This window comes from Burkholderia aenigmatica, assembly GCF_048627025.1.
In the GTDB taxonomy this organism is placed as follows: Bacteria; Pseudomonadota; Gammaproteobacteria; order Burkholderiales; family Burkholderiaceae; genus Burkholderia; species Burkholderia aenigmatica.
Map to the genome: position 1 here is coordinate 1,819,365 of NZ_CP184469.1, position 13,430 is coordinate 1,832,794.

The 13,430-nt window shown below is 66.7% G+C and carries 12 protein-coding genes; 1 reads left to right on the top strand and 11 read right to left on the bottom strand.

Annotated features, from left to right (window positions below; genetic code table 11):
* Nucleotides 1-28: 28 nt before the first annotated feature.
* From ACN8ZM_RS25115 to ACN8ZM_RS25130, 4 genes are all read right to left on the bottom strand, one after another.
* Nucleotides 29-730 carry a phosphoribosylanthranilate isomerase gene (locus ACN8ZM_RS25115; RefSeq protein ID WP_301768151.1) on the bottom strand — a complete coding sequence of 234 codons (702 nt, stop codon included), beginning with the start codon at nucleotides 728-730 and terminating at the stop codon, nucleotides 29-31.
* The gene (truA, locus tag ACN8ZM_RS25120; protein ID WP_420211065.1) at nucleotides 727-1,539 is read right to left on the bottom strand and encodes a tRNA pseudouridine(38-40) synthase TruA; all 813 of its coding nucleotides are present in this window, start codon (nucleotides 1,537-1,539) and stop codon (nucleotides 727-729) included. The genes ACN8ZM_RS25115 and truA overlap by 4 nt, the downstream gene beginning before the upstream one ends.
* Nucleotides 1,539-3,629: a FimV/HubP family polar landmark protein gene (locus ACN8ZM_RS25125; RefSeq protein ID WP_420211066.1), complete on the bottom strand. Its 2,091-nt coding sequence runs from the start codon at nucleotides 3,627-3,629 to the stop codon at nucleotides 1,539-1,541. Before ACN8ZM_RS25125 ends, truA begins: the two co-directional genes overlap by 1 nt.
* A 412-nt stretch (nucleotides 3,630-4,041) precedes the next feature.
* Nucleotides 4,042-4,242 carry a hypothetical protein gene (locus tag ACN8ZM_RS25130; RefSeq protein ID WP_420211067.1) on the bottom strand — a complete coding sequence of 67 codons (201 nt, stop codon included), beginning with the start codon at nucleotides 4,240-4,242 and terminating at the stop codon, nucleotides 4,042-4,044.
* A 234-nt stretch (nucleotides 4,243-4,476) separates the two neighbouring features.
* On the opposite strand from ACN8ZM_RS25130, the gene flgE reads away from it, so the two are divergent.
* A complete protein-coding gene (gene flgE / locus ACN8ZM_RS25135; protein WP_420211068.1) occupies nucleotides 4,477-5,721 on the top strand; it encodes a flagellar hook protein FlgE in 1,245 nt (414 codons plus the stop codon).
* 105 nt (nucleotides 5,722-5,826) lie between these two features.
* Here the strand turns inward: flgE and asd are convergent, their stop codons facing one another.
* The 7 genes from asd to ACN8ZM_RS25170 form a co-directional block, all read right to left on the bottom strand.
* Nucleotides 5,827-6,948 carry an aspartate-semialdehyde dehydrogenase gene (gene asd, locus ACN8ZM_RS25140; protein ID WP_043177609.1) on the bottom strand — a complete coding sequence of 374 codons (1,122 nt, stop codon included), beginning with the start codon at nucleotides 6,946-6,948 and terminating at the stop codon, nucleotides 5,827-5,829.
* Nucleotides 6,949-7,247: 299 nt separating this feature from the next.
* Nucleotides 7,248-8,315: a 3-isopropylmalate dehydrogenase gene (gene leuB, locus ACN8ZM_RS25145; RefSeq protein ID WP_301768100.1), complete on the bottom strand. Its 1,068-nt coding sequence runs from the start codon at nucleotides 8,313-8,315 to the stop codon at nucleotides 7,248-7,250.
* Between the two features lie 79 nt (nucleotides 8,316-8,394).
* Entirely contained in the window at nucleotides 8,395-9,045 is a 651-nt protein-coding gene (gene leuD / locus ACN8ZM_RS25150) for a 3-isopropylmalate dehydratase small subunit (RefSeq protein WP_420211069.1), read from the bottom strand.
* Between the two features lie 68 nt (nucleotides 9,046-9,113).
* A complete protein-coding gene (locus ACN8ZM_RS25155; RefSeq protein ID WP_043177617.1) occupies nucleotides 9,114-9,260 on the bottom strand; it encodes an entericidin A/B family lipoprotein in 147 nt (48 codons plus the stop codon).
* A gap of 3 nt (nucleotides 9,261-9,263) precedes the next feature.
* Entirely contained in the window at nucleotides 9,264-10,673 is a 1,410-nt protein-coding gene (leuC, locus tag ACN8ZM_RS25160) for a 3-isopropylmalate dehydratase large subunit (protein ID WP_089453366.1), read from the bottom strand.
* A gap of 203 nt (nucleotides 10,674-10,876) precedes the next feature.
* Nucleotides 10,877-12,151, bottom strand: coding sequence for a cytochrome-c peroxidase (locus ACN8ZM_RS25165; protein ID WP_420211070.1), 1,275 nt, complete (start codon nucleotides 12,149-12,151; stop codon nucleotides 10,877-10,879).
* Nucleotides 12,148-13,377 (bottom strand): alkaline phosphatase family protein, encoded by a 1,230-nt coding sequence (locus tag ACN8ZM_RS25170; protein WP_051889655.1) that lies wholly within the window; start codon nucleotides 13,375-13,377, stop codon nucleotides 12,148-12,150. Before ACN8ZM_RS25170 ends, ACN8ZM_RS25165 begins: the two co-directional genes overlap by 4 nt.
* Nucleotides 13,378-13,430 lie beyond the last annotated feature (53 nt).

A 13,430-nucleotide genomic window follows, 5' to 3' on the forward strand; every position in this document is an offset into this window, starting at 1 on the left:
CCCGCTTTCGGGGCTGCGCCGGCTTGCATCACCCGGCGTCCGCTTCGCGCACCGCGCGTACGAACGCCGCCATCCGGGCGTGATCCTTCACGCCCTTCGCGCCCTCCACTTCGATGCCACTCGAGACATCGACAGCAAACGGGCGCAACTGGCGAATCGCATCACCGACGTTTTGCGCGCTCAAGCCACCACTCAAAACGGCCCGATGCGCGAGCTCTGCGGGAATAAGAGACCAATCGAAGACCTTGCCGCTACCACCGTAATCCGGCACCAGGGTGTCGAACAGGAGGCCGCGCGCTTTCGAATAATGAAGACCCGATTCTACCAAATCGGCCGATTGCGTCGAGGGGCCCACGCGCACCGCGCGCAGCCACGGCAGGCGTGCCGCGCGGCCAAGCGCGTCGCACTGCTCGGGCGTCTCGTCGCCATGGAGTTGCAGCAGCGTGAGCGGCACGTCGCGCACGACGGCCTCGATCTCGGCTTCGGTCGCGTTCACGAACAACCCGACCACCGACACGAACGGCGGCGCGAGGCGCGCCAGCTCGGCCGCCTGCGCGATCGACACCGCGCGCGGGCTCTTCGGGTAGAACACGAGGCCGATCGCGTCGGCGCCGAGCGCGGCCGCATGCAGCACGTCCTCGGGCTTCGACAGCCCGCACAGCTTGATGCGCGTGCGCGGCGGCAGGCCGGCCGCGGCGGAAGTCGAGGGAGACACGGCGTGATCCGTCATGATTGAGGGTCCAGATCGGCCCAGACGCTGCTCCACGGCACGCTGCCGAGCTGCGCGGGCGGGACGGCGAATTCCGCCGGGTAGCCGACATGGGCAAGGTACAGCCCGTCGGCCATGAACGTGGGCGCCGCAAGCTTGCGGTCGCGCCCGGCCAGCACGTCGGCCAGCCAGTCGGCCGGATAGCGGCCACGACCGACCGCGACGAGGCAGCCCATCAGGTTGCGCACCATGTGGTGCAGGAACGCGTTGGCGCGGAAGCGGAAATGAATGAAGTGGCCCACGCGCCGCACGTCGATCTGGTACAGGTGTTTGACCGGCGTCTTCGACTGGCATTCCGACGACCGGAACGACGAGAAGTCGTGCTCGCCGATCAGGTGCGCAGCGGCGGTACGCATCTCATCGTCGTCGAGCGGCGTGTGGATCCAACCCGCGCGCCCTGCCAGCATCGGCGAGCGCACGGGATGGACGTACAGCGTGTAGTAATACGTGCGTTCGAACGCCGAGAAGCGCGCATGGAACGTCTCCGGCATCGGCTTCGCCCACTGCACCGCCACGGTCGACGGCAGGAACGCGTTGGTGCCGCGCACCCACGAGAACACCTCGCGATCGAGGTCGGTATCGAAGTGCACGACCTGGCCGAGCCCGTGCACGCCCGTGTCGGTCCGCCCGGCCACCGTCGTATGCAGCGGCACGCGCGCGAACTCGGCCAGCGCGTGCTCGAGCCGATCCTGTACGGTCTTGCCGTGCGGCTGCGCCTGCCAGCCGCAGAACGCGGCGCCGTCGTACTGAATGCCGAGCGCGATCCGCATCACGCCTCGTCCGCCAGTTTCGCGAGCAGCGCGCGCGCATCGTCGCGCGTCGCGGCGTCGTTCGCGTCGACCACTTCCTGCAGCAGCGTCCGCGCGCCGGACAGGTCGCCCAGCTCGACGTACTCGGACGCGAGATCGAGCTTGTTGCGCGCGATGCGGGCGAGCTCGTCCGGCGTCAGCGCCGGCAATGCGGCGCCCGGCGCGGACGGCAGGTCGAGATCGAAATCGAGCTTCAGCGCACCGAACTGCGCGCCGCCGAGCGGCGGCAGCGACGACGTCGCGAACGGGCTGCCCGTGTGGCCAGCAGGCGTCGCCGCGTCCGGATCCCAATCGAACTCGTCTTCCTGGTCGGCCGAATGTTCCGGGGCCGGCGCGGTCGAGCCCATCGGCAGGTGCCGCGCGGCTTGACCGTTAGTTGCAATTTTATCGGTGTCGGACTGCCCTGCCCGTGCAGCGGGCTCGTCCGTCGCCGACTCGTCGGATGTGCGCGGCGGCAGCGGCATGTCGAGGCTGCTGAGCGCGCTGATTGCGTTCTGCATCAACGCCGCGTGCTGCGCTTCGGCTGCCACGGGTGCAAGCGGCGTCTCGGCAGCCTTTTCCGCCGGCTTTTCGGCAGCGATCTGCTCTACCGGCTCGGCATCGCGCGGAGCCGGCGCCGCCTCGCTTGCGGGCAGCACTGCGGCGTGCGCAGGCGGCTCGTCATGCGGCTTCGCCGCTTCTTGCACCGGCGACACATCCGTGTCGGGTGGCTCGACCGTCTCCGCCGCCGCAGCGGTCGCCGCAGCAAGGTTCAAGTCGGAAGCCGCGTCACGCGCGACCGGCATTTCAGGCCGGATCGGCAGTTCAGGTTCGACGGTCGGCGCGACCGCGGCTTCCGCAGCCGCGGCACCGCCCGCTACGGCCGCGGCAGCCGTCGCACCCGTGCCCGCCTCTTCCGTGCCCCGGCCTTTCCGGCGCTTGCGCCACGCGAAACCGGCCGCGAGGACGATCACGGCCGCACCGGCTACCGCGGCCGGACGCCAGTCCATCTCGCTACTGCGTGCAGGCGCCGCCTCCGGTGCAACCGGTTGCGCGGGCGCCGATACCGATGCCGGCTGCACCGCGCTGGCGGCGACGCCGGACGCAGCTTCGCCTGCCGTCGGCGCGGCAGCGGATGCACCTGCCTCGTTCGCGGCCGGAGGCGCGGCGCGCACGCGTGCCGGGGACGGAGCCGGCGCGGCGCCGTTCGTCGTGGCCGGCTTGCCGATGCCGTGCTTCTGCAATTCCATCAGCACGCGGTTCTTCAGCGCCAGCAGTTGCTGCAGGCTCGACGGCCGCGGCTGCGACGCACCCGCGACAGGCGCCGCACCGGCCGGTTCGTTCGTGCCCGACACCTGGCTGCCCGTCGCAGGCGGGATCGCGACACCGCTCGCGGACGACGGCACCGACTGGATCGTGCCGCTCCACACATGCGGACCGCTCGCACCGGCAACGGGCGCCGCCGGCTGCATGCTTTCGACAGCCGATGCGCCGTGCGCCGCCGAGGCGCCGACCGATGCCGACGCGCCGGTGGCCGCTGCCACACTCGCGCCGCTCACCGGCGCCGCATGCATGGCCGGCGCCACCGGCGCGGCTTGCGCAATCGACCCCGGATGCGGTGCGGACGCACCATGCTGCGCGACCGCCGTGCCGCCCGATGCCGCCGCAGGCGCGGACGCGGCCGGCGCACCCGAGGCACCGGATGCGGCGGCCGGCACGAGTGCCGCGCCGGTCGCGTCGAGCGCCGGCACGGCCAGCGTCGCGCCGACTTTCAGGCGGCTCGCGTCATGCTTCATGAACGCCTGCGGATTGGCATCGAACAGCGCGCGGCCGGCGCGCGCGAGCACGACGGGATCGCGCGACTGCGTGGCCGCTTTCGCGATGTCGTTCAGCGACTGGCCGGGCTGGACCGTCACGGTAAGCGGCACTGCGCCGCCGGCAGCGGACGCCGGCAGTTCGCCGGTGCCGACCGCCCAGGCCGATGCGGTTGCGCCGAGCGCCAGGATCGCCAGCGCGCCACGCACGGCGCGCGACAGACGGGACAGGCGCGGAAACAAGGAAATTCGGGACATCGTTGGCTCTATCGCCGCGCGCGGGCGCGGCTCGGATTCGCGGTTGAAAGCGTCAATAAAGTTGCCGCAGAAATGCAAAAGCGTCGCGTGGAACGCGACGCTTTCGGCGGGTCTGTGCGTCGTAACCGCGTAGTTTACTTCACGCGATCGGGTTCGGGCCGAATTCGTCGCCGGCAGGTGCAACCGGTCGCCTTCACACGCCGGCGCACCCGGCGACCGGGTCACACCGATGCCGGGGGTACATGCCGCATGCCTGCGCCCACGATCGATCGAAAGCACGCCGCTCGCAGCTGAAAAACCGTCCGACCGCATCGCGTCCCGAACCAACGTCGCCGCCTTTGCTCGCGCACCGGGCGGCTGACATACCTCGGGCTCGATGCCGCGCCACGACCGGGAAATCGGGTACGTTTGCTCAATAATTCTCACGGCCGGCCGTTAATGGATTAACAACAGACAATAAAAATAAATCCCGCCAGCCATCAAATCCATTCCAATCAATTTCATTTGATCGATAAGAGGCCAATTCCCCTCTCTTATCGTCGAATTGGGAATTTCCGCCGCCAATCCCCCGCCCATCAAGGCTTCCAGGTCTCACCCCCATCCCATTGCTCATACGAAATCGATCATTTCAGCAATAATTCAATTACATTACACAAAATTACACAGATCGAATAATTGCCGTCGCTACGATCGTCTTCAAACAAAAATCGGCGCAATTCGACCCTCGCGCCCGCCTCTGCCGAAACGGCGGGCACGCGGTCGGCCGGGCTGACGCCGTGAGGTGCCAGGGAGGCATCGCGCAGTCGCACGACTGCATTTACTCACCAGCTCGTTACGGGGATCGAACATGGGCTATCAACAGGGCTTGAGCGGGTTGGCCGGCGCGGCGAACCATCTCGACGTGATCGGCAACAACATCGCGAACGCAAACACGGTCGGCTTCAAGCAGGGTCGCGCGAACTTCGCCGACATGTACGCGAATTCGGTCGCGACGTCGACCAACACGCAGATCGGCATCGGCACGCGGCTCACGTCGGTGCAGCAACAATTCGGCCAGGGGACGATCAACACGACGAAGTCGTCGCTCGACATCGCGATCAACGGCAACGGCTTCTTCCAGATGTCGAACAACGGCGTGACGACGTACTCGCGTGACGGCGTATTCCACCGCGACAAGAGCGGCGCCATCGTCGACGCGCAAAACCGCAACCTGATGGGCTATGCAGCAGGCCCGGGCGGCGCGATCAACACCGCGGCGACCGTGCCGCTGCAAGCGCCGACCACCAACATCGCACCGCAGGCGTCGACGAAGATCGCCGGCCAGTTCAACCTGAACTCGCAGGACAAGGTGCCGGCCAAGACGCCGTTCGACGCGGGCGACAACGCCACGTACAACTACAATTCGTCGATCCAGGTGTACGACACGCTCGGCGGCGCGCAACAGGTGTCGATGTATTTCACGAAGAACACGACCGGCACCTGGCAGGCCTACGCCGGCGTGCAGGGTCAAAAACCGACGAATCTCGGTACCGTCACGTTCGACGCATCGGGCCGGATCAGCTCGACGACGTCGGCCGCAACCGGCCAGCCGACGGCGAGCCTCGGCCAGTTCGCGTTCTCGATCCCCAACGCGTCGGGCGGCGCCAATCCGCAGAACCTGACGCTCGACCTGGGCGGCACGACGCAGTTCGGCGGAAAAAGCGGCGTGAACAATCTCGCCCAGGACGGCTTCGCGAGCGGCACGCTGACGACGTTCTCGATCGGCGCCGACGGCAAGCTCACCGGCAATTACTCGAACGGCCAGAGCGCGGTGCTCGGCCTGATCGCGCTCGCGAACTTCAACAACCCGAACGGGCTCGAGAACATCGGCGGCAATCAGTATGTGGAAACCGCCGCGTCGGGCGTGCCGCAGATCTCCGCGCCGGGCAGCACGAACCACGGCACGCTGCAGGGGAGCGCGCTGGAAAACTCGAACGTCGACCTGACGACCGAGCTCGTGAACCTGATCAAGGCGCAGCGTGACTACCAGGCCAACGCGCAGACGATCAAGACCCAGCAGACCGTCGACCAGACGCTCCTGAACATGCGCTGACCCGCGCATGAAAAACGCGCCGCGCCAGCCTTGACAGGTTCAAGGCCGACGCGGCGCGCAATCTCGTGCAATGCGGCCCGCGTGTCGCGGGCCGGACATGCAGGCTTACTTGTCGAGCAGGATACGCAGCATGCGGCGCAGCGGCTCGGCCGCGCCCCACAGCAGCTGGTCGCCGACCGTGAACGCCGACAGGTATTCGCCGCCCATCGCGAGCTTGCGCAGGCGGCCGACCGGCACCGTCAGCGTGCCCGTGACGTTCGCCGGCGACAGGTCGCGCATCGACGCTTCACGCTCGTTCGGCACGACCTTCACCCAGTCGTTCGCCGATGCGAGGATGTCGTTGATTTCGTCGAGCGGCACGTCCTTGTTCAGCTTGATCGTCAGCGCCTGCGAGTGGCAGCGCATTGCGCCGATCCGCACGCACAGGCCGTCGACCGGGATCGAACCCGGCTGGCCCATGGCCGGCTTGCCGAGGATCTTGTTGGTTTCCGCGCCGCCCTTCCATTCTTCCTTCGACATCCCATTGCCGAGATCCTTGTCGATCCACGGGATCAGCGAACCGGCGAGCGGCACGCCGAAGTGGCTCGTCGGCATCGCATCGCTGTTCATCGCGGCCAGCACGCGGCGGTCGATGTCGAGGATCGCGGAAGCCGGATCGGCGAGTTGCTCCTTCACGGCGCCGTTCAGCGTGCCCATCTGCGACAGCAGTTCACGCATGTTCTGCGCGCCCGCGCCCGATGCGGCCTGGTAGGTCATCGCCGTCATCCAGTCGACGAGGTTCTCGCGGAACAGGCCGCCGAGCGCCATCAGCATCAGGCTGACCGTGCAGTTACCGCCGACGAAGTTCTTCGTGCCCTTGACGAGCGCATCCTTGATCACGTCGAGGTTGACCGGATCGAGGATGATGACCGCGTCGTCCTGCATCCGCAGCGACGATGCCGCATCGATCCAGTAGCCGTTCCAGCCGGCCGCGCGCAGCTTCGGGAACACGTCGTTCGTGTAGTCGCCGCCCTGGCACGTGATGATCACGTCGCACTTCTTCAGCTCGTCGACGTTGGTCGCGTCCTTGAGCGTAGTCTCGTTTTTCGCGAACGACGGCGCTTTGCCGCCCGTGTTGCTGGTGCTGAAAAACACCGGTTCGATCAGGTCGAAATCGCCCTCTTCCTGCATGCGCTGCATCAGGACGCTGCCGACCATGCCGCGCCAACCTACGAGACCTACGTTCATGACTAACCCTTTGATGGAGCTTCCCCGCCATTTCCGTCCCCGGTGTGACCGCGCGGGGAAATAGGCGGGCACGACGGACGATCAGCGTTTAATGATCGTTTTCGTGGTAATGGTTTTCGTGATGACGATGGCGCGCGCACCCGCACGGGCAATGTTGCCGTGGAGTTTCAAGACCGGGGAGATCAGGGAAAAATGCGCCATCGTTCGAGTCTACACAAAGCCGGTGGCCCGCACAACGGCCAACCGCACGCGAACCGGCCGATTTCGCGGCCCGTTCGCGCCCTTTCTACCTGTTTGCGTTACAGCGCCGCGACCACCGCGTCGCCCATCGCCGCCGTGCCCACTTGCTTGCAGCCCGGCGTCGCGATGTCGCCCGTGCGGTAGCCCTGTTCGAGCACCGCTTTCACCGCGCGCTCGATGCGATCGGCCTGCTCTGCACGATTCAGCGAGTAGCGCAGCATCATCGCGGCCGACAGGATCGTCGCGAGCGGGTTCGCAATGCCCTTGCCCGCGATGTCCGGTGCCGAACCGTGCGACGGTTCGTACAGGCCCTTGTTGTTCTTGTCGAGCGACGCCGACGGCAGCATGCCGATCGAGCCCGTCAGCATCGACGCTTCATCCGACAGGATGTCGCCGAACATGTTGCCGGTGACGATCACGTCGAACTGCTTCGGCGCCTTCGCGAGCTGCATCGCCGCGTTGTCGACGTACATGTGCGACAGCTCGACGTCCGCGTATTCCTTCGACACGTCGATCATGATGTCGCGCCAGAACTGCGACGTTTCGAGCACGTTCGCCTTGTCGACCGACAGCAGCTTCTTCGCGCGCTTGCGGGCCGCCTGGAACGCGACGTGCGCGATGCGGCGCACTTCCGGTTCCGAATAGCGCATCGTGTCGAAACCTTCGCGCTCGCCGGCGAACAGGCCGTCCGGTGCAGCGCGCACGCCGCGCGGCTGACCGAAGTAGATGTCGCCGTTCAGTTCGCGCACGATCAGGATGTCGAGGCCCGCGACCAGCTCGGGCTTCAGCGGCGATGCATCGACGAGCTGCGGATAGCAGATTGCCGGGCGGAAGTTCGCGAACAGCTCGAGATGCTTGCGCAGCCCGAGGATCGCCTGCTCGGGGCGCAGCGCGCGCTCGAGCGAGTCGTACTTCCAGTCGCCCACGGCGCCGAACAGGATCGCGTCGGCGTCCTTCGCGAGCTTCAGCGTCGCGTCGGGCAGCGGATGGCCGCTCGCCTCGTAGCCCGCGCCGCCGACCGGCGCCTGTTCGAGTTCGAACTTCTCGTCGAGTGCGTTCAGCACCTTCACGGCTTCATTGACGATTTCCGGACCGATGCCGTCGCCGGGCAGCACTGCAATCTTCATGCGAAATTCCTGACTGGGTAGAGTGTGATGGAGGCAGGCCGGCGAACGCGCCGCCGGCGCGCCCGCCCGAACGGCGCTGTCAGCCGACCAGCTTGGTGTTGAGCCACGGCTGCTTCACGAGGCGCTCGGCCTCGAACTGGCGGATCTTGTCCGCGTGGCGCAGCGTGAGGCCGATGTCGTCGAAGCCATTCAGCAGGCAGTACTTGCGGAACGCGGTGATCTCGAACGGATACGCGCGGCCATCGCCCGTACGCACGACCTGCGCGTCGAGGTCGACCGTCACTTCGAAGCCGTTGAACGCGACCGTCTCGTTGAACAGGTGATCGACCTGCTGCTCGGTCAGCACGATCGGCAGCAGCCCGTTCTTGTAGCAGTTGTTGAAGAAGATGTCCGCGAAGCTCGGCGCGATGATCGCGCGGAAGCCGTACTGCTGCAGCGCCCACGGCGCGTGCTCGCGCGAGCTGCCGCAGCCGAAGTTCTTGCGCGCGAGCAGCACCGATGCGCCCTGGTAGCGCGGCTGGTTCAGCACGAAGTCGGGATTCAGCGGACGCTGCGAGTTGTCCTGCCCCGGTTCGCCGTGGTCGAGATAACGCCACTCGTCGAACGCGTTCGGGCCGAAACCCGTGCGCTTGATCGACTTCAGGAACTGCTTCGGAATGATCGCGTCGGTGTCGACGTTTTCGCGATCGAGCGGCGCCACGACGCCGGTATGCACTGTGAATTTTTCCATGATCCGTCTATCCGGTTGAAGGGCCGGCATTCAGCCGGCGCACATCGACAAATTCTCGGTGGGGGACGTTACTCCGCGGCGCGCTTCAGCGCGCTGCCGGCGGCGTTGACGTCCTGCCCGAAGCCCTGGACGGTATTGCAGCCCGCGAGGCCGAAGCCCAGCCCTGCGAGCGCCAGCGCGGCAACCAGCCGCGCCACGAGTTTCGATGCCGTCACGCGTTACCCCAGCTGGCGAATGTCGACGAAATGGCCTTCGATCGCCGCGGCTGCCGCCATCGCGGGGCTGACGAGGTGCGTACGACCGCCCGCGCCCTGCCGGCCTTCGAAGTTGCGGTTCGACGTCGATGCGCAGCGCTCGCCCGGATCCAGACGATCGGCGTTCATCGCGAGGCACATCGAGCAACCCGGCTCGCGCCATTCGAAGCCGGCATCCGTGAACACCTTGTCGAGCCCTTCACGTTCGGCCTGCGCCTTCACGAGACCCGAGCCCGGCACGACCATCGCGAGCCGCACGTTCGACGCGATGCGACGGTTCAGCTTCTTCACGACGTACGCGGCTGCGCGGATGTCCTCGATGCGCGCGTTCGTGCACGAACCGATGAAGATCTTGTCGACCTTGATCGACTCGATCGGCGTGTTCGGCTCGAGCGCCATATAGGCCAGCGCACGCTCCATCGCGTCGCGCTTGACCGGATCCTTCTCGCGCTCGGGATCGGGCACGCGACCGTCGATCGACGTGACCATTTCCGGCGACGTGCCCCATGTGACCTGCGGGACGATCTCGGCTGCGTTCAGCTCGACCACGCGATCGAACTGCGCGCCTTCGTCCGACTTGAACTGGCGCCAGTATTCGACGGCCTGGTTCCATTCCGCGCCGGTCGGCACGAACGGACGGCCCTTCAGGTAATCGATCGTCGTGTCGTCCACCGCGACCATGCCCGCGCGCGCGCCGGCTTCGATCGCCATGTTGCAGACGGTCATGCGGCCTTCCATCGTCAACGCGCGGATCGTCGAGCCGCCGAATTCGATCGCGTAGCCCGTGCCGCCGGCGGTGCCGATCTTGCCGATGATCGCGAGCACGATGTCCTTCGCGGTACAACCGCGCGGCAGCGTGCCCTCGACCTTCACGAGCATGTTCTTGCTCTTCTTCTGCAGCAGCGTTTGCGTGGCGAGCACGTGCTCGACTTCCGACGTGCCGATGCCGTGCGCGAGTGCGCCGAACGCGCCGTGCGTCGACGTATGCGAATCGCCGCACACGATCGTCATGCCCGGCAGCGTCGCGCCCTGCTCCGGCCCGATGATGTGGACGATGCCCTGGCGCACGTCGTTCATCTTGAACTGCGTGATGCCGAACGCATCGCAGTTCGCGTCGAGCGTGTCGACCTGCAGTTTCGAGACGGGATCGGCGATGCCGTGGCTGCGATCGGTGGTCGGCACGTTGTGGTCCGACACGGCCAGGTTCGCGCTGATGCGCCACACCGGACGCTGCGCCATCTTCAGCCCTTCGAACGCCTGCGGGCTCGTGACTTCATGCAGCAGCTGACGGTCGATATAGAGCAGCGTCGTGCCGTCTTCCTCGGTGTGGACCACGTGGGTGTTCCACAGTTTGTCGTAGAGAGTCTGTGCCATGGGTATGCGGGGTCGTTGTGACTACAAGCCTTACGGATGTGATCGATTATGCCACGCAAAATCGGCCCATGGAGTACCACGATAACGAAAAAAGTGAATAAAAACAGTAGGTTGGGTAGTACACGCGATACCCGGATAAGCATTACCCGGCAACACGAACGCCACGACGCGGCGGCGATTGCCGCCGCCGCGCGTGGCGCGTGTCAGCGCGACCCGCGCCGGCCGGCCGCTTTCGCCGGCAGCACATACCCATCGTCGAGCGTCGCGAGGAAGGCCGCGACGTCGTCGATATCGCGCTCGCTCCACACCGGTTTCTCGCCGCGCTTGCGTGTGAGCGGCTCGTCCGTCGTGTCGACGTTCACCCGCAGACGCGCAGGCAGGTCGTCGTACGGCACGACGCGGCCGTGCCGGTCGGCCGGATACCACTTCGCGGGGTCGGTATCGCGCTGCACGTAGAAGCGCAGCGCGTCCTTCAGCGTGTGGAAGCGGCCGTTGTGGAAGAACACCCGGCGTAGCGACGTGTTGCGCAGCGACGGCGTCTTGAACAACCCGCAGTTCGCGCGGTCCGCCGCCTGGTCCTTCCGCACGGGGCCGCACAGCCCGAGGTCGTAGTAGTCGGGATTCGCGTTCGCGCGCAATTCGCGGTTGCGCGGCACGCCGAGCGCTTCGAACGTGAAGTCGGTCAGCAGCGGATGCGCGCCGTTCACGCCCGGCTGGTCGATGTGACACGATGCGCAGTTGCCGCGCGCGGGATCGTCGAACAACCGCTTGCCGCGCAGTTCCCGCGCACTCAGTTCGACCTTGCCGTCGAGGTAGTAGTCGAACTTGCTCGTGTACGGATGAAAGCTCGCATCGTCGAGCTCGAAACGCTCGATCGCGCGCATCGCGTTCGCGAACGCCTGCTGCGGGTCGTCGAGCGCATGCGCGCCGAACACGCGGCGAAAGCGCTCCGCGTACGGCGCGCGCCGCAGCTTTCCGACCACGGCCTCCGCGCTCGGGTTCGCCATTTCGTCCGGATTCAGCAGCGGAAAGCTCGCCTGGTCGCGCGGCCGGTCGAAGCGGCCGTCCCAGCCGAAACCGCCGATCGGCGCGTTGTCGGTTTCCGTCAGCCGCTCGGCCACGCTGGCGGCCTGCGGGTGCGACCAGACCGGCGTGCGGTTCAGCACGTAGCGCAGGCTCGGCACCGCGCGCGTGCCCTGCCGCTTCAGGTCCGCGCCGCCGAGTTGCGCGGCGAGACCGTTCGGCGGCCCGTACGCGTGATCGGGGCTATGGCACGTCGCGCACGACATCCGGCCCGACGCCGACAGCGCCGGATCGAAGAACATCAGCTTGCCGAGCGCGGCCATGTCGCCGGCAGTGGCTTCGGGCGATATCGCCGGCGCTGCCGCACTGCCCGGCGCAGCGCCGGCCGCCGTTACGCACCACCCGATCGCCAGCGCCGCGCCCAGCGCGCGCCAGCCCCCGCGTGCCGGCCTCACAGGTTCGTGAACACGTCGCCGCCGAAGCCCTGCAGGCCGGCCTGCCCTGCATAGCCGAGATGGTCGAGCCCGAAGATGTCCTCGACGCTCTTCAGCATCGAATAGTGGTTGTACGCGACCGTCGACACGGTGCCCGGCTTGATGAACTTCGAGATCATCACCGCGCCCGTCTGGTCGCCGCCGAAGCTCTGCTTCGTCAGGTTGATCGTCGCGCCCTTGTAGGCGAGCGACGACGTCTGCGGGAAGACCGGCAGGTTCGGCCCCGGCTGCTGGCTGCAGCAGGTGGTGCCCGCGAACGTGAGGTTGGTCACACCCGGCGACGGTTGCGACACGCTCGCATAGCTGCTCTCGTCGAAATTGACGATCAGCAGCCCGTCCTTCTGGAACGCCGGCGACGCGGTGATCAGCGGCACCCACTTCTTCAGGAACGCGTCGGCGCTCGTCAGGCCGCCCGCTTCACCGTTCGCACACGGCGCGTCATGGCCGTCGTGACACAGGTTCGGCGTGATCAGGTTGAAGTTCGCCGTGGTGTCGGCCGACTTCAGGTCGTTCTCGAGGTTCGCGAGATTCACGACGTTCTTCGCGCAATCCGGCGAGTCGATGATCGAATGGAAGTACACGAACGGATTGTGGCGCGTCGCGTACTGGTCGCCGGCCGGCACGGCCGCACTCGGCGCCTGCGCGACTTGCGTCAGGTCGGTCGTGTTCAGCGTCGGATGGCCGCAGGTCGCCGCCTCGCGCGACGGGTCGTTGCCCATGTCCTCTTCGTAGCCCTTCCACGTATAGCCGGCCGCCTTCAGCTGGTCGGGCAGCGTCTTCACGGTGGCCGGATACACGCAGCCCGAGCCGATCGCCTGCCCGTCCGGTGTCATCCCGGTCAGCTTGTAGTCCTGGAACACCGGGCAGTCGTTGTCGGTTTCATTGGTCGGCGACTGGCCGCTGAGCATCGCGATGTAGTTGTCGAGGCTCACGTGCCCGGTGCCGTAGTACTGCTGCACCAGCGCACCCTGCGCGGCCAGCGTCGTCGCGAGATACGGCGCCTTCGTGTTCGCGCCGAACGTGGTCGCGTAGTTCTCGTTTTCGAGCGTGATCACGAACACGTGGCGAATCTGCTGCTGGCCGCTCGCCTGCATCGACGACGACGATCCGCACGCGGTGACGATCAGCGCGACGAGCGACCCGAGCGCGGCCACCAGCGTGGCACGCATCCAAAAACGAAAGGACATGACGATTCCGGAATGGAAGAAGTTGATGAACGGGAAAGGTTCAGCGAACGTCC